Source organism: Agrobacterium sp. NPDC090273, assembly GCF_044772305.1.
Lineage (GTDB): Bacteria > Pseudomonadota > Alphaproteobacteria > Rhizobiales > Rhizobiaceae > Agrobacterium.
The window spans coordinates 1,148,476-1,175,124 of sequence record NZ_JBIVYN010000001.1; the positions used below are offsets into that span (position 1 = coordinate 1,148,476).

Sequence of the window (26,649 nt, forward strand, 5' to 3'; positions counted from 1 at the left end):
ACAGCCCTGCCAATCCTTTTCCCGACCTTACCGAAACGTCACTTTTTGCGGCGCTTTTTCCACATTAATGTCGCATATCATCGGGAAGAGGTGTCGCCGGACGAACCCGGCGAGTCTTTCGCTTTGTTGCAAGATCAAGAAACACAATGAGAAAACTGCTGCCAATTCTGGATTACGTGGTGCTGTTCGTTGCCGTTGCCGGCAGCGGCGTCGCATACGCGTTCCTGGAATATGGCGGTGGTGCATTCATTGGCGCGACCTACGCTCTGTTTGCCTGTGCACCGATTCTGGCGTTCGAACGCGGTTACATCATGCCGGGACTTGCCCGACGGGTCAGCGCCCTGCCAACACCAGTCTATATCGCCATAGGTTTTCTGATCTATGCGGTCCTGGTGTTCTGCGGCTTCGGGCTTGGCGGCACGATTCTCTGGGCAAGCGGCATCTTTCCAGGCACCTGGCGACGGGCCGTTCATGCCGAGCTACAGACGCTTGTTTTCACACTCGTCGTTTGTGGCATCATCGTCTTCATCATGCGTGTGCGCGAACTGCTCGGGCGTGACATCTTCACCGACCTCATTCTCGGCCGCTATCGTCGTCCAGTGAGCGAAGACCGTGTCTTCCTCTTCATCGACCTCGTCGGCTCGACCTCCTTCGCGGAAACCAACGGCGACCTGAAAGCGCAGGAATTCCTCGGCGAAATTTTTGCCACCTATGCCGCGCCGGTCCGGAAATTCGGCGGTGTCATCGATGACTATATCGGCGACGCGGCCATCGTTACCTGGCCCTACCACCTTGCCGTTCGGCGCGCAGCCTGCATCAATTGCGTCTTCGATATTCTGGGCGCCATAGAAGACAAGCGCGATCTTTGGCTGAAACGATTCGGCGAAGTGCCGCGTTTGCGCTTTGCCATTCATGGCGGCCCCGTCATCACCGCCGAAATCGGCGTCGACCACCACAAGATCACCTATTTCGGCGATACGGTGAACACCACCGCACGGCTTGAATCGCTGAGCAAGATGCTGGGTCATCCAATCCTGATTTCCGCCGATCTCGCTCACCAGATCGTGCTGCCGAAAGGCGTGCGCAGCGAGTATCTGGGCGAACACGCGGTCAAGGGACGCGGCCAGACGCTGGGTGTGTGCACGCTGAGCAAATATCCGGTCGCGGTCTCGCAGGTTGCGATCGCAAGCTAAATTCATCAAAGCTTCAAACTGAGATCACCTGACTGTCACATGCCGCCCCTATCGGATCGAACCTGTCTCAACAGGTCTCCGAGGGGGTACTTCACCATGAAACATATTCTCGTCGCTTCTTGCGCTGTTCTCGCGCTGGTCGGCACGGCCAACGCCGCCGAAAAAGAGTTTCCGGCAAAGCTGGTTTCGCATGCCATCCTGCCGGCCAAAACGATCATTGCAGCGCCAGCCGATGCACCGGAGCATCTGAAGACGTCGGCAAAATTCACGACCTCCGACCGCAAGCGCGCAGAAGGGCTCGAGACGGTTCCCGGCCAGGACGGCGTGCGCCCGACCGGCCTTTCCATGCCTTTCAACGGTCAGCCGATGCAGGGCTTCTCCGGCATCAAGGCCATGGATGACGGCACGTTCTGGAGCCTCTCCGACAACGGTTTCGGCTCGAAGCTCAATTCGAGCGACGCGATGCTGATGCTGCATCACCTGAAGTTCGACTGGGATCAGGGCAAGGTGAATGCGCTTGAAACCGTGTTCCTGTCCGACCCGGACAAAAAAGCCCCCTTCCCGATCGTCATGGAAGGTTCGGACAAGCGCTATCTGACCGGCGCCGATTTCGACGTCGAGTCCATTCAGCCCGTTGCTGACGGCTTCTGGGTTGCCGAAGAATTCGGCCCATACGTTCTGAAATTTACCCGCGACGGCAAACTGACCGACGTTATCGCCACCAAGGCAGGCGACATCGATGTCAAGTCTCCCGACAACCCGATCCTGACCCTGCCAGGCAACCCGACCCAGAAACTGCCGGGCTTCAACCTGAAGCGTTCGGGCGGCTTTGAAGGCATGGCCATGTCCAAGGATGGCAGCAAGCTCTACGGCCTGCTGGAAGGGCCGCTCTACAACACCGACGGCCAGGTGGAAAAGACCGAAGACGGCGCAACCGGCCTGCGGATCATCGAACTTGACGTCGCGTCGAAGAAGTGGACCGGCCGTACCTGGTTGTACCCGCTGGCAGAAGGTGGCGAAGCCATCGGTGACTTCAACATGCTGGATGCGACCACGGGTCTCGTGATCGAACGCGACAACGGTGCCGGCACCGTCGACAAGGCTTGCGCCGACCCGAAGAAGCCGGAAGTGACCTGCTTTGCCGTGCCTTCCAAGGTCAAGCGCATCTACAAGATCGAATTCAACGACGCCAATGTCGGCAAGGCAGCCCGCAAGATCGGTTACATCGATCTCCTGAAGATCGCCGATCCCGACAACAAGAGGCGCCAGGGCGGCGGCGAAGGTTTCTACGACATGCCGTTCGTGACCATCGAGAACGTCGACCGCGTCGACGCCACGCACCTCATCGTCGGCAACGACAACAACCTGCCATTCTCGGCAGGCCGTGCACTCGACAAGGCTGACGACAACGAGTTCGTCCTGCTCGAAGTCAAGGAACTGCTCGAGGCGAAATAAACCTTTTGCTGCAGATCTGAAACGAAGCGCCCGGCACAGAGCCGGGCGTTTTGTTTTGTACCGGCGAACGTCGCGCAGCGAGATTCGGGCTTAATCATCATAGTCGAGTTGCAGATGATATGACCCATCCGGCTGCAGCATGAAAACGAAACGCGACCATTTTCCCCTGCCCTCCTGCTGCAAACCATCGCGCAGTTCCACCAACCGGTCATGGATGATTTCGTTGTCCTCATAGGAAGGGACGAAATAGTTGCGCTCTTTGTCCGTTGTCGAATAGACGAACAGTAGATCGCTGTAACCTTCCCCCACTTCGCCTTCGATCCACGCTTTCAGCCAACCGGCCGGTATGTTCCCGAGCAGATGGCGGGCGATGATTGCGTAGGGATCAGCATCTGTCATGTCTGCCTTCCTGCCTTGTCGTATTGCCCGAGATAGTTCTGCAAACGCGCGGCCTTTGCGGCATCCCACTTGCCAAGGGCGCGTTTCGGTTCGTCATGGCTGAAGCGAAAACGGAAGCGGTCATCAGGTTCGATGGTCAGGTCGAAACCGGTGATCTCGTCACCGGCTTCGTGTCGCTGCGCATAAAGTGCCAGCATGGCGTCCTGTCCGGCGGCGTCGATGGAAAACGGGTGTTTGGCCGGCTGCCCGTCTTCAGCCCGCACAATGGCGAAACTGACTGTGCTCAGCGAATAATCGTTCTCATCCTCGGCGATTTCGGCATCGATGAAAATCTGCTCCCAGCCGTCGACACCAATGCAGGGAACGACGGTTTCGACCACCCGTGTCTGAGCGGATATGAAGTCCATACGGCAACTCCTGTCGTTGATGCCTTGCCCAAGACTTTGGCTCGCTGCATCTTTTGGGAATGTCGTGGATACTTAACGGCGAGCGCGCTTCATCTGTACGCCGCGCTTACGTGGTCAAAACAAGGATAAGACAAGAAGCGAAAGCGGCAATCTGGCCATGATCTCTTCCCTTTATCGTCCTCCAACGATCCTCCTGAATATAACTTCAGGTTTTTACCTGTTTTTTGTCAACCCATAGACGTACAAATCACCCTCATATGCCATGAAACGAATGAGGCGCCGGTTGAAACCGACGCCTCATCGATGTGATGGGATATGGAAAAGTGCTGGCGCGTTATTCGAACACGAAAGCCAGGCGCTTGCCTGTCAGTTTTGCCAGTTGCTGAAGGCGGCCATCGAGTCGCTCACCGGCAAAGTCGCAATAGTCGTGCGGTACGACAAATTCCAGATCGATATCGGGATTGTCGGATTTGCGAAATTTCAGGTGATCGACCACGCCGGGCATCGATGCCGAGAACAGGTAAACCACGCGCAACAGACCACCGAGAAGCTTCGCGAGCTCCAGGAAGCGGTCGCCGGCGACGCTTGCCAGAGGCTGCGTCGTGCCATTGTCGTTCAGCCCTTCGAAGCGGTAATAGTTGGCAAGGGCGATATAGGCACGCCCCGGATGACTGATCGCAACGAAGGACGAATGGGCGATGATGTTGAGCGCCTGTAGCCCGCGATAATCGGGATGGGCGCGCCAGCTTATGTCAGCCAGAAGGCAGGCAGCCTGGCGGTAGCGGCTTTCTTCCTCTGTCTCGTCGATGCCGAAAACCGGAAAGGTCCGACCGCTCCAGTCTGCGAGTTCGCGGGCGTGTTCGGGCGAACGTGCACGCAGAATTGCCAGTTCGTCGGCTGTCACCAGCAAAGGATCGGAATCGCGGTCCGTTTCAGACAGCAGGGAGTAGAGATAACCTTCACGTACGCCCTGAGCGGAGAAGGCAACCTTGGACGGTTTCATGACCTTGAGCACTTCGCGCATGGCGATGGCGCCGAACGGCAGCAACGAGCGACGGTTCTTGGAGACCGCCTGCCATGCCGGGTCCTTGCTGTCCTTGGAGGTAACGACCTCGTCCAGAAAGCGCAGCATTTCATCGAGCGGAAGCTCGTAACCCTGCATCATGTGCAGCGGGTAACCGGTGATTTCCATGTGCAGCTTGGCAATGTTTCGCCACGTGCCGCCAACAGCGTAGAAAATTCGTCCTTCGCCAGCGGCGAGAAGATCCGCTGAAGACTTGACGTGCTTTCGGGCAATCACGGTCGCCTTCTCAAGCGAACCGTTCGACTGTTCCGACAGTCGCAAGCCACCGAGCGGCAGGGTTATGCCCTCACCGCAGCTCTTGCCCTTGATGTCGATCAGTTCCAGAGAACCGCCGCCAAGGTCACCGGCAATGCCATCGGGATTATGGAAACCGCTGATCACGCCGTATGCGGAATAAAGCGCTTCCTTTTCGCCTGACAGTACCTCGATCTCACAACCAAGGATGGCCTCGGCCTCACGAATGAAATCAGGACCGTTTTCCGCCTCGCGTGCGGCAGCCGTTGCCAGAACGTAAAGCTGCTGCGCCTGCGCCTGCTCGGAAAGCTTGTGAAAACGGCGCAGCGCCAAAAGAGCGCGGCTGACACCTTCCTCGTGCATACGACCGGTCAGGGCCAGCCCTTTGCCAAGGCCGCACAACACCTTTTCGTTGAAAAGGACCGCCGGAGCGCGCGAAAGACCTTCATAGACGACGAGGCGAACGGAGTTCGAACCGATATCTATAACGGAAACGGGGGCAAGGCCGGTCAGCCGCCCCTGTGCTTCTGATCGTGTCATTCAGCCTGTTTCTTGCGGGACGAAATCAACCCGGCTATCAGTTTAGGCGCACTGGATTTCAAGGCTTCACCACGTCCGGAAAGGCTGGGATTGGTCATGAAATAGTGCTGCGCGTTGAACGGTTCCTCGCCCTTGCGCACCTCAATGCGCCTGGACGTTCCGTCGGCAAGTATCTCGTAGCTCTGCTGATTGTCAATCAAATTGCCCAGCATAATCTGTGAAAGAACCTGCTCGTGAACGGTCGGGTTCGTCAACGGAACCAGTGTTTCAACACGTCTGTCGAGGTTGCGCGGCATCATGTCTGCAGAGCCGATATAGACCAGCGCCTTGTCGGATGGCAGGCCGTAACCGTTGCCGAAGCCGAAGATACGGCTGTGTTCGAGGAAGCGGCCAACGATCGATTTGACGCGGATATTGTCAGAGAGGCCCGGCACCTGCGGACGCAGGCAGCAGATGCCGCGTACCACCAGATCGACCTCGACGCCCGCAGCGCTCGCACGGTAAAGCGCATCGATGATCTCGGGATCGACGAGTGAGTTCATCTTCATCCAGATTGCCGCCGGCACACCGCTCTTGGCGTGCTCGATTTCCTCGTTGATGTGCTTGAGGATACGCGGGCGCAGCGTGTAGGGCGAAACGGCGAGCTTCATGCCCTCCTCCGGCTCCCCATAACCCGTGATGAAGTTAAAGATATTCGCCATGTCATGGGCGATCTTCGGGTTACAGGTGAAGAAGGACAGGTCCGTGTAGATCTTCGCCGTGATCGGGTGATAGTTGCCGGTGCCAAGGTGGCAATAGGTTCTGAGCTTGCCATCTTCACGGCGCACGACCATCGACATCTTGGCATGTGTCTTGAGTTCGATGAAGCCGAAAACGACCTGCACGCCGGCGCGCTCCAGGTCGCGCGCCCAGCGAATGTTCGCCTCTTCATCGAAACGGGCCTTCAACTCCACAAGCGCCGTCACCGACTTGCCAGCTTCCGCCGCGTCGATCAGGGCACGCACGATCGGGCTGTCGTTTGAGGTGCGATAAAGCGTCTGCTTGATGGCCAGAACTTCCGGATCGCGCGCGGCCTGAAGCAGGAACTGCACGACAACGTCGAAGCTTTCATATGGGTGGTGGACCACCATGTCCTTTTCGCGGATCGCGGCAAGGCAATCGCCCGCATGTTCACGCACACGCTCCGGGAAACGGGCGTTGTAAGGCGCAAACTTCAGATCGTCGCGCGGCGCCTTAACGATTTCCGAGATGGTGTTGAGGGCCAGAAGGCCCGGCAGAACGGCAACGCGGTTGTCAGGCACGCCAAGTTCGTGCACGACGAACTGGCGCAGCGATTGCGGCATTTCGCTATCGGTTTCGATGCGGATCACCGAACCGCGACGGCGGCGCTTCAGCGCGCTCTCGAAGAAGCGCACCAGATCTTCGGCTTCTTCCTCGACTTCGATATCGCTGTCACGAATGATACGGAACGTACCGAAACCACGCACCGTGTAGCCGGGATAAAGACGGTGAATGAACAGGCCGACGACATCTTCGAGCGTGATGTAACGAATGGCGTTCTTGTCATCCGGCAGGCGGATGAAGCGATCGAGCGCTGGTGGCAGGCGCAGCAGCGCGGTCATCGGCTCGCGGCCGTTGACGCTGTCGAGCTGCAGGCCCATCGAGAAGCCCAGGTTGGGAATGAACGGGAAAGGATGTGCCGGATCGATGGACAGTGGCGTCAGCACCGGGAAGATGCGCTCTTCGAACTCGTTTTCCAGCCATGTGCGATCGTCATCCGAAAGCGCTGCGGGGCGAACGATGAAGATTTCTTCCTTGGCGAGATATTGTTGCAGCACGGCGAGCGAAGCCTGCTGCTCCATCTGCAGATTGTCGATTTCTTTCAGGATGTCTTCGAGCTGTTCGGCCGGGGTCTTGCCATCCGGGGTACGGATGGTGATCGACTGGCGCACCTGACCTTCGAGGCCTGCAACGCGCACCATGAAAAATTCATCGAGGTTCGCAGCCGAAATCGACAGGAAGCGCAACCGCTCCAACAGCGGATGATCGGTGTTCAGCGTCTCTTCGAGAACGCGGCGATTGAACTGGAGCCAGGAAAACTCGCGGTTGATGAACCGTGCCGGGCTATTCCAGAGATCCTCGCCCTCGTTCAGCGTCTGCACCATGTTCATGCTTTCCTGCCCTGCCGCGTCCATCCGATTCCCCAATTTCGTGATTGTGCCACTGCCCGTATAACAGTTTGACGACGGAACTGTGACAGTTATTCAACAGCCATCAGTCGGGCTCCGGTCCGCTGCCCAATGCATTGAGAACCTCGGCAACCAGCGGACGTGTGATGCGTGTTGCCCGCGACAGCGCAAGCCGGTCGATCCTGTCGACAATGGTCTGCGCCGTATCCAGCGAACGCTCCATGCGGTTGACGATATAGGCGATGAGTTTGTCGTCCATATAAAGCTGCCGGTCGGCAAAAAGCTTCATGAGCACCTGGCCCAGCAACGCCTCGTCAGGTTCCCCGATTTCCACGACGGTGGCCGCTTTCAGGCGGGAGCGCAAATCCGGCAGCGTAACCTGCCACGCGGAAGGCCAAAGACGGCTTGTGACCAGAAGTGCCGTGCCGTGCTGGCGTACGCTGTTGATGACGTGGAAGAGTTCGGTGTCATCAAACCGGCGGCGGTCGGCATCTTCGAAAAGCACCGGCCCGGCCTGCGCCAGCCGCGCTACATCCGCACCCGTTTTCGGATAAATCTCCTGAGCGCCGCTGATATTTTTCCAGATATTCGCCAGATGCGACTTGCCGGAGCCTGGCGGCCCGGCCAGCACCACGACGGGCGACGGCCAGTTTGGCCATTCATCAACCAGGCTGACGGCTGCCTCCAGAGGCGCGGACACAAGAAGGTCGTCCCGTCCGAGCGCGGACTGGTGCGAAAATACGAGCGGAAGCTGCTCGGCGCTCAGCCGGGCGTTATCGGTTTTAATTGGGTCAGTCATCGATCAGCTCTGAGAATCGCTCTTTTCCTGGGGCACTTCCTGTTCCTGCCAGGGAAAGTTTGCGCCATGCCCATGGTAAAGATCGCTCTGAAGATATCGCGACAAGGCGAAGCGGACAAGCACGCCCACGGCCGCAGCCGCCGGAACCGCCACAAGCAGGCCGACAAAGCCAAAAAGCGCACCGAAAGCAAACAGCGCAAACATCAGCCAGACGGGATGCAGACCAACGCTGCTACCAACCAGTTTCGGCTGCAGAATATTGCCCTCGATGAACTGCCCGGAGAAAAACACCACCAGTGTCAGAACGACATAGATATAATCCGGCCAGAACTGCACGACGGCCACGCCGACCGCAAGAATGAGACCGACCATCGAGCCGACATAGGGAATGAAACTGATAAGGCCGGAAAAAAGGCCGATCAACAGGCCGAAATTGAGCCCGACCAGCGACAGGCCGACGGCGTAATAGACACCCAGGATAAGGCAGAGTGAGCCTTGCCCACGCACGAAACCGGCAATGGTCTTGTCCATGTCGCGGGCGATCTGACGCACCGTATGGACGCTGTCGCGCGGTATCCAGCTATCCACCTTGTCGATCATGCGGTCCCAGTCGAGCAGCAGGTAGAATGCAACCACCGGCGTGACGACCAGAAGCGAAACGACATCGACGAGCGACTTGCCGGAGTTCCAGATCTGCGTCAGCAGCGTTCCGATGAAGCCGGCACCTTCGGCCAGAAGCTTGGAGAAGTTCTCCTTCACCGCATCGATCTGGCTGCTGACCCAATCGGGCAGCAGGTTGGTGTCAGCACCCGCAATAAGCTGCTGCAGGGACGAGATATATTGTGGAATGCGGGTAATGAACTCCGATGCCTGCGCCACGACCAGCGGAATGATGATGATCAGCGACAGCGCAAACAGCAGGACGAAGGAAATGAGAATGACGACCGTCGCCATCATTCTGTTCAAACCGCGGCGCTCAAGCCAGTCCGCAACCGGATCGAGAAAATAGGCAAGCGCCATGCCCGCCACGAAGGGCAAGAGAATGGAGCTGAAGATCGTCAGAAAAACGATGAAGAGAATAAGCGCGCCGAGCCAGAAGAATACCTGTCGGCGAAGATTCGTACCGCTTACATGTTGCTGCATCCGCTCATCCTCTTGCCGCTCTGCCGTCATCCATCCCGATGGAGATAGGATGCAGGGGCGCGCATGGTCAAGACCGCGCGCCTCAACGAGCGCGCTCCTCCACGGTTGTCGATAAACCATCGGTTGACCGCCATTGAATATTAGATAAGTATTACGCAAGTAATTTCGTGTTCAGCGATCGTTGTTGGCCTGGGGGAAACAATGCAAAGCGTGAATGAAACCAGCATGGCGGAGCACAATGCTGGACTATTCGACCATCCTGATGTGGCTGCCTGGTATGACAACCAGCAGCTTTATCCGGCCGAACGCATCATCCTTGAACAATTCCGTCATGCCTATGCCGGCAAGCGCCTTCTCGACCTCGGCGTCGGAACGGGCAGAACGACGAAACCGCTCTTGCCGCTGGTCGGTGACTATGTCGGCGTGGACCGGTCGCAGCCCATGCTGGCGCTGGCTCGGCGCAACTTTCCCACAGCAACCTTTCTCGACATGGACGTGCGGGCCATCGGCGAGTTCGGCGAAGCGCGGTTCGACTGCGTGCTTGGCGCCCTCGCCATCCTCAGCGCGTTCGGCCACGTGGACCGGCTGTCGATCATCCATTCTGCGCGGAAAATCCTTGCACCCGGCGGCTACTTCATCTTTTCCTTCCACAACAGAAATTGGGCGCGTGCCGGCGGCATGCCCCTGCACGCCCGTTCCTGGCGGCCGCGTGAGGTGGTGAACTCGTTTCACCCGCAAAGCTGGCTGAACTATCTGCGCCTGCAACAACAGACGCACAAGACGGAAGAGTATGCCATTCTGGTCGATCAGGCACATCGGTGGAGTGGCCTGTTCTATTTCATCGATCTGGCCAACCAGACGCGGCAACTGGAAGCCGCGGGTTTCGAGATCGTTGCCCGTTACGGTGAAGATGGGCGGCCCATCGACGAAAATTCAGACACGTCGCGCGACGGCCTTCTCAATCTCGTTTGTCGCGTCGCCGCGAACTAATCCCGAACAGACGACCGGCGGCAGGCGCAAACCCGTTAAAAACGGGAGCTTTTGCCACTCTTACCCTTGCATATGCCCCCGTCTCATGCGAATGGCGACGCCAACGGAACCAGCGGAGACGAGAGCCATGAGCCAGTCGGGCAAGAACGGTCTTACCTATAGTGACGCAGGTGTGGATATCGACGCCGGCAACCTGATGGTCGAGAAGATCAAACCGGCGGTACGCTCGACGCGGCGCCCGGGTGCGGATGGCGAAATCGGTGGCTTCGGTGGCCTGTTCGACCTCAAGGCAGCCGGCTTTACCGATCCGGTTCTGGTTGCGGCCAATGATGGCGTCGGCACCAAGCTCAAGATCGCCATCGACGCAGACTACCACGATACGGTCGGTATCGACCTCGTCGCCATGTGCGTCAACGACCTCGTCGTTCAGGGCGCAGAACCGCTGTTCTTTCTCGACTACTTTGCCACCGGCAAGCTTGACCCGGATCAGGGTGCGGCCATTGTTTCCGGTATTGCCGCTGGCTGCCGCGAGTCCGGCTGTGCGCTGATCGGCGGCGAAACCGCCGAAATGCCCGGCATGTATTCGGATGGCGATTATGACCTTGCCGGCTTTGCTGTCGGCGCTGCCGAACGTGGCCAGCTTCTTCCTGCGGGCGACATTGCCGAAGGCGATGTCATTCTCGGCCTCTCCTCTTCCGGCGTTCACTCCAACGGCTTCTCGCTGGTTCGCAAGATCGTCTCGCTGTCCGGCCTCGGCTGGGATGCACCGGCGCCCTTCGCCGACGGAAAGAAGCTCGGCGAAGCCCTGCTGACACCAACACGCATCTACGTAAAGCCGCTATTGAAGGCGATCCGCGAGACGAGTGCCTTGAAGGCTCTGGCGCACATCACCGGCGGCGGCTTCCCGGAAAACATTCCGCGCGTTCTGCCGAAGCACCTTGCCGCTGAAATCGATCTTGCTTCGATCAAGGTTCCGGCAGTCTTCTCGTGGCTCGCCAAGACGGGCGGCGTAGAAGCAACCGAAATGCTGCGCACCTTCAACTGCGGCGTCGGCATGATCGTTGTCGTCTCGGCAGAAAATGCCGAAAAGGTCACGGACGTACTGACCGCTGAAGGCGAGACCGTCTTCCCGCTCGGCCGTATGGTTGCCCGCGCTGAGGGCGCACACGGTACGATCTACAAGGGTACGCTCGGCCTATGACAAGCCCTGCGTCCTCGTCCGCTCGCAAGCGCGTCGTCGTCTTCATTTCCGGCGGCGGATCGAACATGCTCTCGCTTGCGAAAGCCTGTCAGGACGCGGACTTTCCGGCGGAGATTGCCTGCGTGATCTCCGACAGGGCATCGGCCGGCGGACTGGCCAAAGCGCAAGCGCTTGGCATTCCAACCCTTGCCTTCGAACGGAAGAACTACACCAGCAAGGCCGAACACGAGGCCGCCATTCTGGCCGCACTTGGAGAGATCGCTCCCGATATCATCTGCCTTGCGGGCTACATGCGCCTGATCTCCGGCGACTTCATCAATCCGTACGAAGGCCGGATCATCAATATCCACCCTTCCCTGCTGCCACTGTTTCCCGGTCTGCACACGCATCAGCGTGCCATCGACAGCGGCATGAAGGTGTCCGGTTGCACGGTACATTTCGTGACTGAGGGCATGGATGAGGGTCCGGTCATCGGTCAGGCGGCCGTGCCGGTTCTGGCTGATGACACGGCCGACACGCTGGCTGCACGTGTTCTGACCGTCGAGCATCAGCTGTATCCGCTGGCGCTCAAGCATCTTGCAGAAGGCAAGGTGCGTATGGAAAACGGCCGCGCCATCAGCGAAGCCGGCAATACGGATGCGACGGCACTCATCATCTCGGCGTGAAGCATCGCTTCACACCGGCCACACATTACAACTGAAAAAGAGCTCTTGAGCCCGCATTGCCCTCAGCGCAACTGCTGACGGTTGAGCATCGCCCATTGCAGCAGAATGATCGTCTTGGAATCGGTGATCTCACCGGAAGCGATCATCGAGAACGCCTCGTCCAGCGTATAGGTCAGAATTTCGAGATCCTCACCTTCTTCGTCCAGACCGCCGCCCTCACCCGCCCTGACGTCTAGATCTATGCGGGCAACGAACAGGCTGACCTTCTCCGTCAGGGTGCCGGGGCTGGCATACATGTCGAAGAGATACTGCACCTTTTCAACCGCATAACCGGATTCTTCCATTGCCTCGCGGCGTACGGCCTCCGCCGCGTCGTCGTCATCCAGCAGGCCGGCGGGAACTTCGATCATGAACGCAGGATCGCCATTGACGAAGACGCCGGGGCGGAACTGGCGCACCATCACCACGCTGTCCTGCGACGGATCGTAAAGCAGGATGGCTGCGGCTTTGCCGTGATCATGAACCTCGCGGGTGATGCGGATAACCTTACCATCCGGCATGCGCTGATCGAAGATGAGCTTCTGCATGTGCACGAAGCCCTTCCAGACAGTTTCCTTTTCGACCAGGCGAACCCTGTCTTCGTCGCTGACGACGACAGACGAGCCGATAGCTGAACCGTGCATTCGAAACTCCGTTGGCAATCAAATCTTCAGGCGCTGAGCGAGGTGCGGTTAAGGGCCGCCCATTGCAGCAGCATGATCGTCTTTCCGTCGCAGATATCGCCGTTTTCTATCATTTTCATGGCATCGGTTAGCGGAATTTCCACGACCTCAATATCCTCGCCCTCATGGGCCGCACCGCCACCTTCTTCTGCCTGATCGGAACTGTCGATGACGGCGGCAAAGAAATGCACGATCTCCGTCACTGATCCCGGCGACATGAAGGATTTGAACAGGAAGCGTACATCCTTCAGCAGATATCCGGTTTCCTCCATGACTTCGCGACGGATGGCTTCGGCCGGGTTTTCACCATCGAGAAGACCGGCTGGCGTTTCAAGAAGCCAGCCGTGATAGCCATTTACATAGGTCGGTACACGGAACTGACGCACGAGCACGACCGTATCGCGGCGTGGATCGTAAAGCAGGATCGTCGCGCCATTGCCGCGATCATAAGCCTCGCGCTTGTGGATTTTCGTCTCGCGCCTGGAATCGGTATAGCGATAGGTGATGTTGCGCAGGTGATACCAGTTGTCCGAAAGGGTTTCGTCCTTCAGGATTTCAATTTTCACAGTCTCGAATTTCGACATTCAGCAGTCTTTCCGCAGCCAAACCTTGTTGTCGTGGAACGCCGCGCCGCCATAGGGAGCAACGGCATCGGCACCGGTCAGCACATTGATGCCCTCACCGTCCAGATGCGCCTTGTTGGGCCACAGCCCCTCGGCAATCACCACGCCCGCGCGCGCACCCTCAACGATCCTGGCGTGAAGGCGAACCTCACCCCGGCCATTGCCGATCCGCACGATATCGCCTTCGCCGATATCGAGGCGGGACGCGTCCTCGGGACAGATCATCAGTTCGGGACGACCTTCCTTCTGTACGGAGGTCTTGGTTTCCGCGAAGGTGGAATTGAGGAAGTTGCGGGCGGGCGATGTCGCCAGCCGGAAGGGATGATCTGCATCGGCAGTTTCGATGACATCGACCTGATCCGGGAACTTTGGAAACTCTCCGACAGGACCCATGACGCCGATGCTTGCCGGCGGTTTGTCCGGCGCCGGCCCATTCACCCAATCCGGGCTGAACCGGAATTTGCCGTCCGTATGGCCGAAGCCTTCGAGATAATGGGCGACCTCAAAGGATGGCTGCGCATCGATCCACTTTTCTTCGGCAAGGTTGTCGAACGTGCCCCAACCGCTTGCCTGCAGGATACGGTCGACATGTTCGCGTGCCGACAGCCCAAAGCCCGGCATGTGATCGACGCCGAGACGCTTTGCCAGTTCCTCGATGACGAAGAGATTGGTACGCACGGTTTCGGGTGGGTCGACCAGTTTCGGACCGAGCAGAATGTGGTTCTGCCCACCAGCGCGATAGAGATCATCATGTTCGAGGAACATGGTGGCGGGCAGGACGATGTCGGCGACCTCGGCTGTCTCGGTCATGAATTGCTCATGCACGGCAACGAAAAGATCATCGCGCAGGAAGCCCTGCTTCACCAGCCGCTGCTCCGGCGTGACATTGACCGGGTTGGTGTTCTGGATGAGAAGTGCTGTTACCGGACCACGATGGCGCAGCGCTTCGGCGTCGCCCGTCAGGATACGACCGATCTGCGACTGGTCGAGCTGTCGAACATCGGGATCGGCATAGGCCGTGCCCATCAACTCCGCCTTGTTCAGACGGAAGATCGCGCCATTGTTGTGGAACGCGCCGCCGCCTTCATATTGCCAGGAGCCAAGGACCGTGGAGATGGACAGCGCCGCGTGCATGGCGATAGCGCCGTTGCGCTGGCGGGCAAAACCATAACCGAGGCGGAAAAAGGTCTTCTTGGTTGCACCGACGAGGCGTGCGAAATCCTCGATCTGGTCAACGGAAAGACCGGTGATTTCAGCAGCCCATTGCGGCGTCCGTGTTTTCAGGTGCGCTTCGAGACCGGCCGGATCGTCGGCAAACTTCGCCATATAGGCGCGGTCGGCATAGCCGTCGCGGAAGGCAATGTGCATGACGGCGCAGGCGAGTGCGGCATCCGTACCCGGCCTGACGACAAGCTTCATATCCGCCTGTTTCATGGTCGGATTGTCGTAGATATCGACCACGACGATCTTTGCGCCACGTTCCTTGCGCGCCTTCACCGCATGGGTCATGACGTTGACCTGGGTGGCGACCGCATTGGTGCCCCAGATCACCACCACATCGGCCTTGGCCATTTCGCGCGGGTCCGGGCCGCGCAACGCGCCGGTGCCCATGACGTAACCGGTCCAGGCCATGTTGGTGCAGATCGTGCCGAAGAAGCCAGAATATTTCTTGGCGTGACGCAGGCGCTCGATAGAATCGCGCTGCACCTGCCCCATGGTCCCGGCATAAAAATAAGGCCAGACCGCTTCCGCACCGTGTTTCGCTTCAGCCTTGATAAAGGCATCCGCGACTTCATCCAGCGCTGCTTCCCAGGAAATCTCCTGCCAGTCGCCAGCACCCTTGGCGCCCTTGCGGCGTTTCGGGGTCATCAGGCGGCCGGGATGATAGATACGCTCGGAATAGCGCGCTACCTTGGCGCAGATCACGCCTGCGGTATAGGTATTGGAATTGGCGCCGCGCACCCGGCCAATTCGGCCGTCGGCATTGATGTCGACCTCCAGCGCACAGGCGCTCGGACAGTCATGGGGACAGACGGTATGGCCGACGCGTGTAGCATCTGCCTGAGTTTTGGCGGAAATCGGGGTCGCAACGTTCATATCTTTTGTATATTGCAACAACGGAGCGGCCAAAAGACCGAAGTGACGCTCATCAAGAATATTCATCCTGATCATCGGCAAGCGAGATACCTCCATGAACTACCGCCATATCTACCACGCCGGCAATTTCGCGGATGTCCTCAAGCACGCCGTGCTGGCGCGGCTGGTGCGCTACCTGCAAAACAAGGACAAGGCGTTCCGCGTGCTCGACACGCATGCGGGCATTGGCCTCTATGACCTTTCGAGCGAAGAGGCGCAGAAAACCGGCGAATGGCAGACCGGCATCGGCAAGCTGATGGAGGCTGATCTGCCGCCGGCTGTCGCGGACCTGCTGGAGCCCTACCTCACCGCCGTGAAGGAACTGAACCCGGAAGGCGGCATCCAGTATTATCCCGGCTCACCGAAGCTGGCGCGTATGCTGTTTCGCCCGCAGGACCGCCTTTCGGCGATGGAACTGCATCCTGACGATTGCCGTGCGCTTTCGCGTCTTTTCGAGGGGGACTATCAGGCACGCGTCACCGAGCTAGACGGCTGGCTGTCGCTGGGCGCGCATCTGCCGCCGAAGGAAAAGCGCGGACTTGTCCTGGTCGATCCGCCATTCGAACTCGAAAACGAATATCAGCGCCTGGCCGACGGGCTGAACAAGGCCTACCGACGTTTTTCGACCGGCACCTATTGCCTGTGGTACCCACTGAAAAAAGGCGCGCCGATCAGGGATTTCCACGAACGCCTGCAATCCTTTGACATTCCGAAAATGCTGTGCGCCGAACTGTCGGTCAGAAGCGATCGCCTCGATGGTCTAAGCGGTTCTGGTCTGATCATCGTCAACCCGCCTTACACGTTGAAGGACGAGTTGCACACGCTTCTGCCGGTTCTCAAAACCATCATGGCGCAGGACCGTTACGCCTCGCACCGCGCATTCTGGCTGCGCGGTGAGGAAAAAACCGACGACAGATAAGGGCTATTTCAGCCCTTCTTCCCTCTGTGCTGCGGCAAGTTGCGATCGTTCGAAGAACAGGATGACGAATAGTCCCAGCACGAAGGGAACGATGAGGTAAAACAGGCGGAAGACTAGCAACGCCGCGATGACATCAGCCGGGTTCATATCCGGCAAGCCGGTCACGAACACCAGCTCCAGTACGCCCAATCCGCCCGGTGCGTGGGAAATCAGCGCCGCCGAAAAGGAAATCAGGAATATCCCGAGAATGATCATGAAGCCGGGATTGCCTGCCTCGGGCAGCGCAAAATAGATGATGCCGGCCGCACCGATCAATTCGATCGGCCCGATGACCAGTTGCTGCGCCACCAGCCGTGGTGCGGGATAGGGCAAGAAGAACGAGCCAATCTTGAGTGGCTTCAGCTTGAGCAGGCTTCCAAGCACATAAAGACCGACAACGAGGAGGAGAAGAACACCGGTCGTGGTCGACGCCTCGACCGGCAGGATGCCCGTGAAGCGTTCGGTGATATCGGGTTCATAAAGAAGCACCAGGCCGATCAGCATGATCGTACCGATGACGAAGGTGAAGGAGCAAAGCCCGACAAGCACGCCGACCTCTCCGACCGTCAGCCCCTTTGAGGTATAAGCCCGGTAACGGACAACGGCACCGGAGAACACCGACGCACCGACATTGTGGGACAGGGCATAGGTGGTGAAGGACGTCAAAGTAATGAACAGCCAGTTCACCTTGCGCCCAAGGTGCTGGAGAGCAATACGATCATAACCGGCAAGTGCTGCGTAAGCGACCAGTGTCGAAAGACCGGAGCATATCCAGTCCTTGGCACTGATGGCCGTAAGACTATCCCACAAATCGTCCAGCGAGAGACCACGCAATTCGTGGTACAGCAGCCACGCAGAAAAACCGATCGTTGCAAGGCCCACGACAGGCCAGATGTACTTCTTCAACTTCATGCGGCCATGCCCGCCAAATTCCTCCAGTTTCCCCGATTTATTCATCGTTTTTGGGAGATTCGACAGACCTTATTCTTTATGGCCGACGGCTTTCAACCTTTTCATCAGCGATTGTCGGTTTGCCTCGTTCACAAGTTGATGTAAGACCCTAGACGTTACCAAGCCATGCGGTCGCCAGCCTTCCGGAGAACGTGCCTACCCATGAAACGTTATGCCGGTTTCATCGCTCTTGGACTGTTATCGCTTGCGGCTTTGTGGTGGACACGGCAAGACCAGCCTGTCCGCACGCCTGCGACACCCACCCCTTCTGCCGAGACGCGCGCGAGCGTACCAGCCGGCACACAAAACAGGCAGACCTCCGGCGGCACCAAGGCGTCGGTTCCTGTCGGCACCGGCTTTGATTTCTACGTTCTTTCTCTCTCCTGGTCGCCCGCATTCTGCGCCGGTGCGGACGGTTCCGGCAATCGCCAGCAATGCGGCAGCGACAAGCGCTTCGGTTTTGTCGTGCATGGCCTGTGGCCACAGAACGAAAGCGGTTATCCCGAATTCTGCAAGAGCAATGAGCCGGAGCGCGTGCCGGATGCTCTCGGGCGGACAATGTTCGACATCATGCCATCGATGGGCCTGATCGGCCATCAATGGCGCAAGCATGGCTCCTGCTCCGGCCTTTCGCAGAAAGAGTATTTCGCAATCACACGGACAGCCTTCGAAGCCGTGACGTTGCCCGCAACAATTTCTTCGGGCGCACAAGCGACAACGCTCTCGGCAGACGCCATCGAAACCGCGTTCACCGACAGTAATCCGGGCATGTCCAAACGCGGCATTTCGATCAGTTGCGATGGCAAGCGCCTTGAAGAAGTGCGCATATGCATGAACAAGGACATGAGTTTCCGCGACTGCCCGGAACTTGACCGCAAGGGCTGCCGCGCCAGCACGACCGAAATCATTCCCATACGTTAACCCTTAACAGGATCAGACCATGGAACTGCTTTATTCGCCCGCCTCGCCCTACTCCGCCAAAGCGCGGATGGCAGCGCGCCATCTCGGCCTAGATATCACGGCTGTCCGCGTTGACACCAACGCCGAACCTGCGACGCTGATGGACAACAATCCGCTCGGCAAAATTCCGGTTCTGCTGCTCGACGACGGTGGTTCGGTCTATGACAGCATTGCCATCATGCATTATCTCGACCGTCTGTCGGGTGGAAAGCTTTACCCCAAGAAACATCAGAAACGCACGGATGCGGAAGTTCTCGAAGCACTGTGCGACGGCATCATGGATTGTCTGCTTGCCATCGTTTACGAGCGCCGCTTCCGGCCGGAGGAAAAGGTCCACCAGCCGTGGATCGACAAGCAGTGGAAAAAAGTCGTCCGCGGACTAGACTATCTCAATGCCAACCTGCCGAAGACAGGCAAGAAGCTGCACGGCGGCCATTTCGCCCTTGCCGCGATGATAAGCTATCTCGACCTGCGTTTTGCTGGCGAATGGGCCGAAGGCCGCAAGAAACTGGCAGCATGGCCGGAAAAATTTGCCAAGCGTTTTGAAGCCTATGACGAGATCAAGGCTGCCGCCTGATACGTCCTGGTCTTGATGCGACATTCGGAAAACAAAAAAGCCGGGGCGTAAACCCCGGCTTTTCCAATTGATGATCCGATAAGGATCAGAACTTGACGCCGATACCGGCCTTGACCGAGTGGTCGTCATAACCGCGCGAGAAGGCGCCGGAGTCGAGGCTGTAGTCCTTCTTCTGGTAATCGCTGTAGCGGTATTCCAGACGAGCGGTGATGTTGTCGGTCACCATGGCTTCTACACCTGCACCAACAGTGTAACCGAGAGCGGTTGCGCTGTCCTTGGAGGTCGCGTCACGGACCTTGTTGTCAGATGCTGCGAGACCAGCCGTACCGTAAACCAGGAACGGGTTCATGTCGTAACCAACGCGGGCACGGACCGAACCGTTTACGCCCTGCTTGCCTTCAACAGCGTTGCCTGCAACCGTACCGGCAGAGCCACGCTCGTCGCCGAGGTTAACGTCAGCTTCCGCACCGTAAACGATCTGGCCGTTCTGCCAGTTGTAACCACCGTACAGACCGCCGCCAGCGCCCTTGGCGTCACGACCGTCGTTGCTGGAGCTGAAACGGCCCCAATCGTAGTTGACCGTACCACCGAGGTAAGCGCCGGACCAATCCTTGACCGGTGCTGGCTGGTCGTAAGCGACCGGTGCCTGCGGCACTTCATTTACGGCGTCCGCAGCATGAGCGGCAGAAAAGGCCGCTGCGGCCATGGTCGAAGCCATCAGGGTTGCTACGAAAATACGCATGCTATTCTCCTTTCAAGACCGCGCTGCACTCAAAACATACGTTTTTCAGACACGGCATAAATCGTCGGGTTAATCGCCCCTCTGGAAACTGAATTTGATAGGAGAATGAGGAAATCAAAGAGCCAAAATGTGAATTGTTTGGGGCAGTGGCGTGACTAGAATTTGACGTTGCCTAACTGCAACAAAGGTTTTATTAAGGATAACAGAAATTTAATTTAGAGTATATCCAATTTAATCTTGATTATATTTCGATTAAACTTTGAATATATCAAAACTTAAATTCGACCTTTTTCTTTAACGCCTGAAGAAAATCTTGCGATTTGCATTTATATCCATCACATAGGGCGGGTATGAGCAAATGCAGGTCGAATGTGAGCGAGAATATACCAAAGACTGTCTTGATAACCGGGGCCGCACGCCGGCTGGGACGTGCAATTGCCACGGACCTTGCGGCGCAGGGTTTTGCCGTCGCCATCCATGCCAACACCTCAATCGCCGAAGCGGAGGAATTCGCTAACGAAATAAGGCAGAACGGTGGCAAGGCTGTCGCACTTCAAGCTGATCTGACACAATCGTCACAAACGGCCGAGCTCGTTACGAAGGCCCAAGCGGCGCTCGGACCTGTCGGCGTTCTCGTCAACAACGCCTCGGTTTTCCGGCATGATACCGCTGCCGAACCGGATGCTGCGGCCTTCGACGCGCATTTTGCCGTTCACGTTCGCGCTCCCTCCATTCTGGCTTCCGAGCTGGTCAGGCACCTGCCTGCCGAAAATTCCGGCCTGATCGTCAATATCGTCGATCAGCGCGTTCTTTCGCCAAATCCCCGCTTTTACTCCTACACATTATCCAAGGCGGCGCTGTGGATGGCGACGCAGACCATGGCGCAAAGCTTTGCACCGCGCGTGCGGGTCAATGCAATTGGCCCCGGCCCTTCCTTCAAAAGCGAAAGACAGCGGCCGGAGGACTTTCAGGCACAAATCGACGGCCTTATATTAAAGAGAGGTCCAGCACCGGAGGAATTCGGGCGGACGATTCGCTTTCTTTTTGACACGCCGTCGATCACCGGACAAATGATCGCGCTCGACGGCGGCCAGCATCTGAGCTGGGAAACCCCTGACGTGGCGGAGATACCTGAATGAACGGAAAGAAGCTGCCGGATGGCGGTGTTCTCTTCGATGAAACCGACGATGAAGACGATGACACCAGTCTTGTCGCACCGGAAGCGGCCGAGGCGGGCGCCTCGCAAGGCATCGACTGGACTGCGGGCTGGAAGAACGAATCCGGCCTGACCGGCATGGACCTGATCGGCGAATTCGTCAAACACCTGCCAAATGCGCCGGGTGTCTACCGCATGTTCAATGAAGCGGGTGATGTACTTTATGTTGGCAAGGCGCGCTCGCTGAAGAAGCGTGTCGGCAACTATGCGCAGGGCCGTGTTCATTCCAACCGCATCGGCCAGATGGTGCGGCTGACGGTGCACATGGAATTCGTCACGACGCGGACGGAAACCGAAGCGCTGCTCCTGGAAGCCAATCTCATCAAGCGCCTGCGGCCACGTTTCAACGTGCTGCTGCGCGACGACAAGTCGTTTCCTTATATCCTCATCACCGCCGACAGCCGTGCGCCTGCGATTTTCAAGCACCGTGGCGCACGTGCCCGAAAGGGTGACTACTTCGGCCCCTTCGCCTCTGCCGGTGCCGTTGGTCGCACGATCAACTCGCTGCAACGCGCCTTCCTGATCCGTACCTGTACCGACAGCGTTTTCGAAACACGAACACGCCCCTGTCTTCTGTATCAGATCAAGCGCTGTTCCGGCCCCTGCACGCATGAAATCAGCGATGCGGGGTATGACGAACTGGTACAGGAGGCCAAGGACTTCCTCTCCGGCAAGAGCCAGAGCGTGAAGACCGCAATTGCCCGGCAGATGAACGAAGCTGCGGAAGATCTCGATTTCGAACGTGCCGCCGTTTACCGTGATCGTCTGGCAGCGCTCAGTCATGTCCAGAGCCATCAGGGCATCAACCCAGCCGGTATCGAAGAGGCGGATGTCTTCGCGATCCATCATGAAGGCGGCATATCCTGCATTCAGGTGTTCTTCTTCCGCACCGGCCAGAACTGGGGCAACCGCGCTTATTTCCCGAAAGCCGATCCTTCGCTGTCCAGCGCCGAAATTCTCAACGCCTTCCTGGCGCAGTTTTACGACGACAAGCCCGTACCGCGGCAAATCCTGCTGTCTGAAACGGTGGAAGAGCAGGAATTGCTGGCCGCCGCGCTGGGTGAAAAGGCCGGGCACAAGGTCACGATCGCCGTGCCGCAGCGCGGGGAAAAGAAAGACATCACCGACCACGTTCTTGCCAATGCGCGCGAGGCGCACGGTCGCAAGCTTGCAGAGACCTCTTCCCAGACACGGCTGCTGAAGGGATTTGCCGAGACCTTCGGCCTTCCCTATGTGCCGCGCCGCATCGAGATTTACGATAACTCGCATATCATGGGCACCAATGCCGTCGGTGGCATGGTTGTCGCGGGGCCAGAAGGGTTCGTGAAGAACCAGTACCGCAAGTTCAACATCAAATCGACCGACATCACGCCCGGTGACGACTTCGGCATGATGCGCGAGGTGATGACAAGGCGGTTTTCCAGACTGCTGAAGGAAGAAGGCAAACCCGACCGGACGCAGGCACCCACCCAGGAAGAACTGGCTGATGCCCCCTTCCCTGCCTGGCCCGATGTGATCCTGATCGATGGCGGTCAGGGCCAGATGACGGCGGTACGTGCCATTCTCGACGAGCTGGACATTCGCGACAGCGTGATCGCCATCGGCGTCGCCAAGGGTGTCGACCGCGACGCCGGGCGCGAGCGGTTTTTTGCCGACAGCCGCAGCGATTTTTCTCTGCCGCCACGTGATCCCGTGCTCTATTTCATTCAGCGCATGCGCGATGAGGCGCACCGTTTTGCCATTGGTTCACACCGGGCACGGCGCAAGAAGGAAATGATCAAGAACCCACTGGATGAAATCAGCGGCATCGGCCCCGGACGCAAGCGGGCGCTGCTTCAGCACTTCGGCACGGCAAAGGCCGTGTCCCGCGCAGGCCTCAACGATTTGATGACTGTCGCGGGCATTTCCGAGACCGTAGCGCGACAAATTTACAATCATTTTCACGAGAGCGGCAGCGAGTGACGTTACCGTGAAGACCAACTGCTAAAAAACCATAATCAGATGTTGACCCTGCTGCTTCAGGGCGGCATCTAGGGCCAGATATTCGATCGACAGGTTTCCCATGGCTTCGCGCACATACAGTATTCCCAACCTCCTCACCTATGGCCGTATTCTCGCGGTTCCGGTTATTGTTTTGTGCTTCTTTATCGAGGGGAAGCTGGAGAGTTCGGACTTCGCGCGCTGGACCGCGCTTTGGCTTTTCATCATTGCCTCGCTGACGGACTTTCTTGACGGTTATCTGGCGCGTATCTGGAACCAGACCTCGAATATCGGCCGCATGCTGGACCCGATCGCCGACAAGCTGCTGGTCGCCTCCGTGCTGCTGCTGATGGCTGCCGACGGCACCATTGCCGGTTGGTCGCTGTGGGCTGCAATCACCATTCTCTGCCGCGAAATTCTGGTTTCCGGCCTGCGCGAATATCTGGCAGCACTCAAGGTCAGCGTTCCCGTGACCCGCATCGCCAAGTGGAAGACCACCATCCAGATGGTTGCCATTGCCTTCCTGCTGGCAGGCCCGGCTGGCGATCAGGTTCTGCCCTACACCACCGAGATGGGAATTACGCTGCTGTGGATTGCTGCGGCACTGACCATCTACACCGGCTACGACTACTTCAAGGCCGGCCTCAAGCATATCGTGGATGCAGACTGATGACCCGGATCGTTTATTTCGCCTGGGTTCGAGAGAAGATCGGCACAGCCGAGGAAGAAATAGACATTCCGGTTTCTGTCACAACGGCAGGCGAACTGATCGCCTACCTCACGACCCTTGGCGAAAACTATGAAGCCGCCTTCGAGTTTCCCGATGTGATCCGCGTTGCCGTCAATCAGGAACATGTCGAGCACGATGAAAACATTGTCGGAGCGCGCGAGATCGGCATTTTTCCGCCCATGACGGGAGGCTGAACCTTTGATACAGGCCGTCACACCGACCATTCGCGTGCAGGCTGATGATTTCGACGCCGCCGAAGAAACGCGTAAGCTGACGGCCGCCGACAAAAGCATCGGCGCGGTGGTGGCCTTTTCCGGACTTTGCAGGGATGACGGCGGCACGCTGGCCGCGCTGGAACTGGAACATTACCCCGGCATGGCGGAAGCGGAAATGAACCGCATTGCCACGCTTGCCATCGAACGCTTCAACCTTCTCGGCCTGACCGCGATCCACCGCCACGGCAAGATTGCCGCTGGCGACAATATCGTTCTGGTCATTGCCGCCTCCTCGCACCGCCAGGCCGCTTTCGATGGCGCCAACTTTGTCATGGACTATCTGAAAACCTCTGCCCCGTTCTGGAAAAAGGAGCATGGCAAGGACGACAAGGCTGGCGACTGGATCAAATCCAAGAAAGCCGACGACAAGGCAAAGGACAAGTGGCGCTAGGCGTCACGGCGTCTCACGGGCGCTGCGCATGATGACAAGCCAGAAAACCAGCATGACCAATACCGCAGCGTCCCGCCACATCACCGGGCCGTAGCCCGACCAGAGCGTTTCGATGACGCCGATGGCCGCCGCACCAAGCGCGCAGACAAGCGGGCTGGTATATCCTCCTGCCGCCGAAATCAGCACGATCTTCAACCCGAAGACCAAACCCGCACCGAAATCCATGGTGCCGTAATAAAAGGTTGCCAGCACGCCGCCGATGGAGGCGACCAACCCCGCCGCGCAATAGGACATGAGAAACACCCGGCCTGCATCGACACCGCACAAGGAAGCGGCAAGCGGATCGTCAGATACCGCCTTCCAACGGCGCCCCAGGGATGATCGTGTCAGATATAGCGCGCCAACCAGAACGACGAGACCGAAGATGGCGGTGTTTACCATCTGCATCGGTATGAGCGTGACGGCAAAACTCCCGTCCTGCCAGAACGCCACAGGCTGCGACAGCAGCGGCGGAAGCCACAATTGCCGCGTGTCGGCGGCCAGTCTGGCGCTTTCAGTCAAAGCAATCAGCGCACCGACCGAGGCAACCATCACGGCATTGGGCGACGCTGTTACCAACGGGCGCATGACCGTCCTTCCCATGACGGCCGCTGCCCACAGGCCGCCAAACAGGCCCATGCCTGCCCCAAGTGCAAGGGTGGCGGGCAGGATCAGCCAAAGCTGGTTCCAGCCAAAATCTGCAAACAGCAGGCATGTCTGACCGGCAAATGCGAAAATCGCGCCATAGGTGACATCGGCACGCTTGGTGATGGAAAAGGCAACAGCGTACCCGAAGGCCAGCATCGCATAGAGCGCGGCGACCGGCACTGCGTTCAAAAGCTGTTGCAGGAAATACGCCATGCCGCCCTCCCGCAAGAATTATAACTATCAAAATCATTTTTAACAGTTACAATTACACCATGACCTTTTGCTGGACTGCACACCGTTTTGCTGGCGGCGCGTTGGCACTGGACGTTGCCAACAGCGTCATACTTCGTTTCGACGCCGAAAAGTCGGTTGATCGCTTTGCGGTACCTGAACAGGTCGAAAGTTTTGCGGACGCAGCGATAAAACTGTGCGCCGAGCGAGACAGATTCCCGGCATTGACGGCGCCTGCCCCAACGAACCGGGCCACACTGCTTGAACTGAGAGAGACGATCGACCGCTATTTTCGTGGATGTATCATCGACGGGAAAGGTGATGACGGCAGGCTGGCTGATCTGCTCTTTGCCTGCGGATCGGCGTTGCGGGCATTTCCATTGGCCGAAAGCCTCGCCAATGCCACGGCACATTCGGCGCTGACGCTGATTGCCGGACAGGATCGGGACCGCCTGAGAATCTGCGGAAATTGCGGCTGGCTTTTCATCGACCGCAGCAAGAACCGCAGTCGCATCTGGTGCGACATGGCAGTGTGCGGCAATCGCCAGAAGGCAGCGAAGCATTATCGGCGAAAAAAGGAAACGGCATCATGAGATCGGTCGTTGCTGTCATTCTTGCCACGCTTGCTCTCACCGCCTGCCAGCGGGAAGAGCAAAGGGAAATTGCCAAGGTTTCCGGCCGCATGTTCGTGTTCAACTATCGTGTGGCTACCGCGACTTATCTGGTGACGCTTCAGCCAAACGCCCCGATCAAGGATGGCAGCAGCATCGAGGCCGAGTTCGAAAATCCACGCGGCGGCGATGCGTTTTCCATCAAGGAGCCGCTTTTTCCGAAAAATCAGAAGATCGTCCTGCAGAGCCCACCGGTGGAATGCATCCGGGAAGGACGTCCTTATGCGGTGAAGATACGGCTGAAAGCGCCGGATGGACATGTGATACAGACCATAGAGACAAGCATCACCTCTGACACCGACCAGTCCCTGCTGCCCGCAAAGCCCCTGGTGGTGGGACCGCTCTATACCCCCAACCCTGAGGTATTCAAGCAGGATGGCACGACCGATATGCGGCCAGTGCAGGATTGCCCGGCGACATGACCGGAAAAGAAAAACGGAGCCTTTCGGCTCCGTTTCCTTGAGTCATTTCAGTCTCTTGAACCCAATCCCTGACGGATG

At 58.1% G+C, this 26,649-nt stretch carries 27 protein-coding genes; 15 read left to right on the plus strand and 12 right to left on the minus strand.

All coding sequences use genetic code 11. The features are described from left to right. Positions 1-146: 146 nt before the first annotated feature. Positions 147-1,193: an adenylate/guanylate cyclase domain-containing protein gene (locus tag ACIQT8_RS05705; protein WP_262525210.1), complete on the plus strand. Its 1,047-nt coding sequence runs from the start codon at positions 147-149 to the stop codon at positions 1,191-1,193. Between the two features lie 96 nt (positions 1,194-1,289). Further along, positions 1,290-2,648: an esterase-like activity of phytase family protein gene (locus ACIQT8_RS05710; protein ID WP_400964149.1), complete on the plus strand. Its 1,359-nt coding sequence runs from the start codon at positions 1,290-1,292 to the stop codon at positions 2,646-2,648. A 90-nt stretch (positions 2,649-2,738) separates the two neighbouring features. Here the strand turns inward: ACIQT8_RS05710 and ACIQT8_RS05715 are convergent, their stop codons facing one another. The 6 genes from ACIQT8_RS05715 to ACIQT8_RS05740 all read right to left on the minus strand — a co-directional run bounded on the left by ACIQT8_RS05715 (position 2,739) and on the right by ACIQT8_RS05740 (position 9,443). Further along, complete coding sequence (locus tag ACIQT8_RS05715) at positions 2,739-3,047, minus strand: immunity protein YezG family protein (protein WP_400964151.1); 309 nt, start codon at positions 3,045-3,047, stop codon at positions 2,739-2,741. Then, complete coding sequence (locus ACIQT8_RS05720; RefSeq protein WP_400964153.1) at positions 3,044-3,454, minus strand: hypothetical protein; 411 nt, start codon at positions 3,452-3,454, stop codon at positions 3,044-3,046. The genes ACIQT8_RS05715 and ACIQT8_RS05720 overlap by 4 nt, the downstream gene beginning before the upstream one ends. 334 nt (positions 3,455-3,788) lie before the next feature. After that, on the minus strand, positions 3,789-5,312 hold the full coding sequence (gene ppx / locus ACIQT8_RS05725; protein ID WP_262525206.1) for an exopolyphosphatase: 1,524 nt from the start codon (positions 5,310-5,312) through the stop codon (positions 3,789-3,791). Further along, a complete protein-coding gene (locus ACIQT8_RS05730; protein ID WP_400964402.1) occupies positions 5,309-7,576 on the minus strand; it encodes an RNA degradosome polyphosphate kinase in 2,268 nt (755 codons plus the stop codon). The genes ppx and ACIQT8_RS05730 overlap by 4 nt, the downstream gene beginning before the upstream one ends. A 10-nt stretch (positions 7,577-7,586) precedes the next feature. Next, on the minus strand, positions 7,587-8,300 hold the full coding sequence (gene hdaA, locus ACIQT8_RS05735; protein ID WP_400964156.1) for a DnaA regulatory inactivator HdaA: 714 nt from the start codon (positions 8,298-8,300) through the stop codon (positions 7,587-7,589). A 3-nt stretch (positions 8,301-8,303) separates the two neighbouring features. Continuing rightward, positions 8,304-9,443, minus strand: a complete 1,140-nt coding sequence (locus ACIQT8_RS05740; RefSeq protein WP_138795670.1) for an AI-2E family transporter — start codon at positions 9,441-9,443, stop codon at positions 8,304-8,306. 201 nt (positions 9,444-9,644) lie between these two features. Between ACIQT8_RS05740 and ACIQT8_RS05745 the strand changes: the two genes are divergently transcribed. The 3 genes from ACIQT8_RS05745 (at position 9,645) to purN (ending at position 12,299) form a co-directional block, all read left to right on the plus strand. After that, entirely contained in the window at positions 9,645-10,433 is a 789-nt protein-coding gene (locus ACIQT8_RS05745; RefSeq protein WP_262525204.1) for a class I SAM-dependent methyltransferase, read from the plus strand. Between the two features lie 127 nt (positions 10,434-10,560). Then, positions 10,561-11,634, plus strand: coding sequence for a phosphoribosylformylglycinamidine cyclo-ligase (gene purM, locus ACIQT8_RS05750; protein ID WP_138795672.1), 1,074 nt, complete (start codon positions 10,561-10,563; stop codon positions 11,632-11,634). After that, positions 11,631-12,299, plus strand: a complete 669-nt coding sequence (gene purN / locus ACIQT8_RS05755; RefSeq protein WP_400964159.1) for a phosphoribosylglycinamide formyltransferase — start codon at positions 11,631-11,633, stop codon at positions 12,297-12,299. The genes purM and purN overlap by 4 nt, the downstream gene beginning before the upstream one ends. Positions 12,300-12,361: 62 nt before the next feature. On the opposite strand, the gene ACIQT8_RS05760 is transcribed toward purN, so the two are convergent. From ACIQT8_RS05760 to ACIQT8_RS05770, 3 genes are read right to left on the minus strand one after another with little or no spacing between them, the layout of a single operon-like run. Continuing rightward, positions 12,362-12,982, minus strand: a complete 621-nt coding sequence (locus ACIQT8_RS05760; RefSeq protein WP_400964161.1) for an NUDIX domain-containing protein — start codon at positions 12,980-12,982, stop codon at positions 12,362-12,364. Positions 12,983-13,008: 26 nt separating this feature from the next. Then, on the minus strand, positions 13,009-13,605 hold the full coding sequence (locus ACIQT8_RS05765) for an NUDIX domain-containing protein (RefSeq protein ID WP_400964163.1): 597 nt from the start codon (positions 13,603-13,605) through the stop codon (positions 13,009-13,011). After that, entirely contained in the window at positions 13,606-15,807 is a 2,202-nt protein-coding gene (locus tag ACIQT8_RS05770; RefSeq protein ID WP_178340588.1) for a molybdopterin-dependent oxidoreductase, read from the minus strand. Positions 15,808-15,835: 28 nt separating this feature from the next. Here ACIQT8_RS05770 and ACIQT8_RS05775 point away from each other — a divergent pair, with 28 nt between their 5' ends. Next, complete coding sequence (locus tag ACIQT8_RS05775; protein WP_400964165.1) at positions 15,836-16,699, plus strand: 23S rRNA (adenine(2030)-N(6))-methyltransferase RlmJ; 864 nt, start codon at positions 15,836-15,838, stop codon at positions 16,697-16,699. 3 nt (positions 16,700-16,702) lie between these two features. Here ACIQT8_RS05775 and ACIQT8_RS05780 read toward each other — a convergent pair whose 3' ends face one another. Continuing rightward, positions 16,703-17,650, minus strand: coding sequence for a lysylphosphatidylglycerol synthase domain-containing protein (locus ACIQT8_RS05780; protein WP_262525201.1), 948 nt, complete (start codon positions 17,648-17,650; stop codon positions 16,703-16,705). A 201-nt stretch (positions 17,651-17,851) separates the two neighbouring features. Between ACIQT8_RS05780 and ACIQT8_RS05785 the strand changes: the two genes are divergently transcribed. Both ACIQT8_RS05785 and ACIQT8_RS05790 read left to right on the plus strand, forming a co-directional pair. Then, a complete protein-coding gene (locus ACIQT8_RS05785) occupies positions 17,852-18,610 on the plus strand; it encodes a ribonuclease (protein WP_400964167.1) in 759 nt (252 codons plus the stop codon). A gap of 19 nt (positions 18,611-18,629) precedes the next feature. Continuing rightward, positions 18,630-19,226: a glutathione S-transferase gene (locus ACIQT8_RS05790; RefSeq protein WP_262525199.1), complete on the plus strand. Its 597-nt coding sequence runs from the start codon at positions 18,630-18,632 to the stop codon at positions 19,224-19,226. A gap of 85 nt (positions 19,227-19,311) precedes the next feature. Here the strand turns inward: ACIQT8_RS05790 and ACIQT8_RS05795 are convergent, their stop codons facing one another. Next, on the minus strand, positions 19,312-19,968 hold the full coding sequence (locus ACIQT8_RS05795) for an outer membrane protein (RefSeq protein WP_138795680.1): 657 nt from the start codon (positions 19,966-19,968) through the stop codon (positions 19,312-19,314). Positions 19,969-20,318: 350 nt separating this feature from the next. On the opposite strand from ACIQT8_RS05795, the gene ACIQT8_RS05800 reads away from it, so the two are divergent. From ACIQT8_RS05800 to ACIQT8_RS05820, 5 genes are all read left to right on the plus strand, one after another. Further along, a complete protein-coding gene (locus tag ACIQT8_RS05800; RefSeq protein ID WP_400964170.1) occupies positions 20,319-21,107 on the plus strand; it encodes an SDR family oxidoreductase in 789 nt (262 codons plus the stop codon). Next, entirely contained in the window at positions 21,104-23,146 is a 2,043-nt protein-coding gene (uvrC, locus tag ACIQT8_RS05805) for an excinuclease ABC subunit UvrC (RefSeq protein ID WP_400964172.1), read from the plus strand. The genes ACIQT8_RS05800 and uvrC overlap by 4 nt, the downstream gene beginning before the upstream one ends. A gap of 100 nt (positions 23,147-23,246) precedes the next feature. Beyond that, the gene (pgsA, locus tag ACIQT8_RS05810) at positions 23,247-23,834 is read left to right on the plus strand and encodes a CDP-diacylglycerol--glycerol-3-phosphate 3-phosphatidyltransferase (RefSeq protein WP_138795682.1); all 588 of its coding nucleotides are present in this window, start codon (positions 23,247-23,249) and stop codon (positions 23,832-23,834) included. Next, a complete protein-coding gene (moaD, locus tag ACIQT8_RS05815) occupies positions 23,834-24,088 on the plus strand; it encodes a molybdopterin converting factor subunit 1 (protein ID WP_400964174.1) in 255 nt (84 codons plus the stop codon). Before pgsA ends, moaD begins: the two co-directional genes overlap by 1 nt. Positions 24,089-24,095: 7 nt before the next feature. Continuing rightward, positions 24,096-24,560 carry a molybdenum cofactor biosynthesis protein MoaE gene (locus ACIQT8_RS05820; protein ID WP_400964404.1) on the plus strand — a complete coding sequence of 155 codons (465 nt, stop codon included), beginning with the start codon at positions 24,096-24,098 and terminating at the stop codon, positions 24,558-24,560. A 3-nt stretch (positions 24,561-24,563) separates the two neighbouring features. Here ACIQT8_RS05820 and ACIQT8_RS05825 read toward each other — a convergent pair whose 3' ends face one another. Then, entirely contained in the window at positions 24,564-25,460 is an 897-nt protein-coding gene (locus ACIQT8_RS05825) for a branched-chain amino acid ABC transporter permease (RefSeq protein ID WP_400964176.1), read from the minus strand. A gap of 59 nt (positions 25,461-25,519) precedes the next feature. Between ACIQT8_RS05825 and ACIQT8_RS05830 the strand changes: the two genes are divergently transcribed. Beyond that, positions 25,520-26,071 (plus strand): CGNR zinc finger domain-containing protein, encoded by a 552-nt coding sequence (locus tag ACIQT8_RS05830; protein ID WP_400964178.1) that lies wholly within the window; start codon positions 25,520-25,522, stop codon positions 26,069-26,071. Next, complete coding sequence (locus ACIQT8_RS05835) at positions 26,068-26,571, plus strand: hypothetical protein (protein ID WP_400964180.1); 504 nt, start codon at positions 26,068-26,070, stop codon at positions 26,569-26,571. Before ACIQT8_RS05830 ends, ACIQT8_RS05835 begins: the two co-directional genes overlap by 4 nt. The last annotated feature ends 78 nt before the right edge of the window (positions 26,572-26,649 follow it).

Excerpts from the sequence above, each read along its gene's own strand:
- ACIQT8_RS05720 (WP_400964153.1), bottom strand. The coding sequence starts at position 3,454 with ATGGACTTCATATCCGCTCAGACACGGGTGGTCGAAACCGTCGTTCCC.
- ACIQT8_RS05770 (WP_178340588.1), bottom strand. The coding sequence starts at position 15,807 with ATGAATATTCTTGATGAGCGTCACTTCGGTCTTTTGGCCGCTCCGTTG.
- ACIQT8_RS05760 (WP_400964161.1), bottom strand. The coding sequence starts at position 12,982 with ATGCACGGTTCAGCTATCGGCTCGTCTGTCGTCGTCAGCGACGAAGAC.
- ACIQT8_RS05745 (WP_262525204.1), top strand. The coding sequence starts at position 9,645 with ATGCAAAGCGTGAATGAAACCAGCATGGCGGAGCACAATGCTGGACTA.
- ACIQT8_RS05705 (WP_262525210.1), top strand. The coding sequence starts at position 147 with ATGAGAAAACTGCTGCCAATTCTGGATTACGTGGTGCTGTTCGTTGCC.
- ACIQT8_RS05790 (WP_262525199.1), top strand. The coding sequence starts at position 18,630 with ATGGAACTGCTTTATTCGCCCGCCTCGCCCTACTCCGCCAAAGCGCGG.
- moaD (WP_400964174.1), top strand. The coding sequence starts at position 23,834 with ATGACCCGGATCGTTTATTTCGCCTGGGTTCGAGAGAAGATCGGCACA.
- ACIQT8_RS05785 (WP_400964167.1), top strand. The coding sequence starts at position 17,852 with ATGAAACGTTATGCCGGTTTCATCGCTCTTGGACTGTTATCGCTTGCG.
- purM (WP_138795672.1), top strand. The coding sequence starts at position 10,561 with ATGAGCCAGTCGGGCAAGAACGGTCTTACCTATAGTGACGCAGGTGTG.
- ACIQT8_RS05710 (WP_400964149.1), top strand. The coding sequence starts at position 1,290 with ATGAAACATATTCTCGTCGCTTCTTGCGCTGTTCTCGCGCTGGTCGGC.
- ACIQT8_RS05800 (WP_400964170.1), top strand. The coding sequence starts at position 20,319 with ATGAGCAAATGCAGGTCGAATGTGAGCGAGAATATACCAAAGACTGTC.
- ACIQT8_RS05835 (WP_400964180.1), top strand. The coding sequence starts at position 26,068 with ATGAGATCGGTCGTTGCTGTCATTCTTGCCACGCTTGCTCTCACCGCC.
- ACIQT8_RS05740 (WP_138795670.1), bottom strand. The coding sequence starts at position 9,443 with ATGCAGCAACATGTAAGCGGTACGAATCTTCGCCGACAGGTATTCTTC.
- ACIQT8_RS05830 (WP_400964178.1), top strand. The coding sequence starts at position 25,520 with ATGACCTTTTGCTGGACTGCACACCGTTTTGCTGGCGGCGCGTTGGCA.
- ACIQT8_RS05775 (WP_400964165.1), top strand. The coding sequence starts at position 15,836 with ATGAACTACCGCCATATCTACCACGCCGGCAATTTCGCGGATGTCCTC.
- ACIQT8_RS05715 (WP_400964151.1), bottom strand. The coding sequence starts at position 3,047 with ATGACAGATGCTGATCCCTACGCAATCATCGCCCGCCATCTGCTCGGG.
- uvrC (WP_400964172.1), top strand. The coding sequence starts at position 21,104 with ATGAACGGAAAGAAGCTGCCGGATGGCGGTGTTCTCTTCGATGAAACC.
- ACIQT8_RS05825 (WP_400964176.1), bottom strand. The coding sequence starts at position 25,460 with ATGGCGTATTTCCTGCAACAGCTTTTGAACGCAGTGCCGGTCGCCGCG.
- ACIQT8_RS05765 (WP_400964163.1), bottom strand. The coding sequence starts at position 13,605 with ATGTCGAAATTCGAGACTGTGAAAATTGAAATCCTGAAGGACGAAACC.
- purN (WP_400964159.1), top strand. The coding sequence starts at position 11,631 with ATGACAAGCCCTGCGTCCTCGTCCGCTCGCAAGCGCGTCGTCGTCTTC.
- ACIQT8_RS05795 (WP_138795680.1), bottom strand. The coding sequence starts at position 19,968 with ATGCGTATTTTCGTAGCAACCCTGATGGCTTCGACCATGGCCGCAGCG.
- ppx (WP_262525206.1), bottom strand. The coding sequence starts at position 5,312 with ATGACACGATCAGAAGCACAGGGGCGGCTGACCGGCCTTGCCCCCGTT.
- pgsA (WP_138795682.1), top strand. The coding sequence starts at position 23,247 with ATGGCTTCGCGCACATACAGTATTCCCAACCTCCTCACCTATGGCCGT.
- hdaA (WP_400964156.1), bottom strand. The coding sequence starts at position 8,300 with ATGACTGACCCAATTAAAACCGATAACGCCCGGCTGAGCGCCGAGCAG.
- ACIQT8_RS05780 (WP_262525201.1), bottom strand. The coding sequence starts at position 17,650 with ATGAAGTTGAAGAAGTACATCTGGCCTGTCGTGGGCCTTGCAACGATC.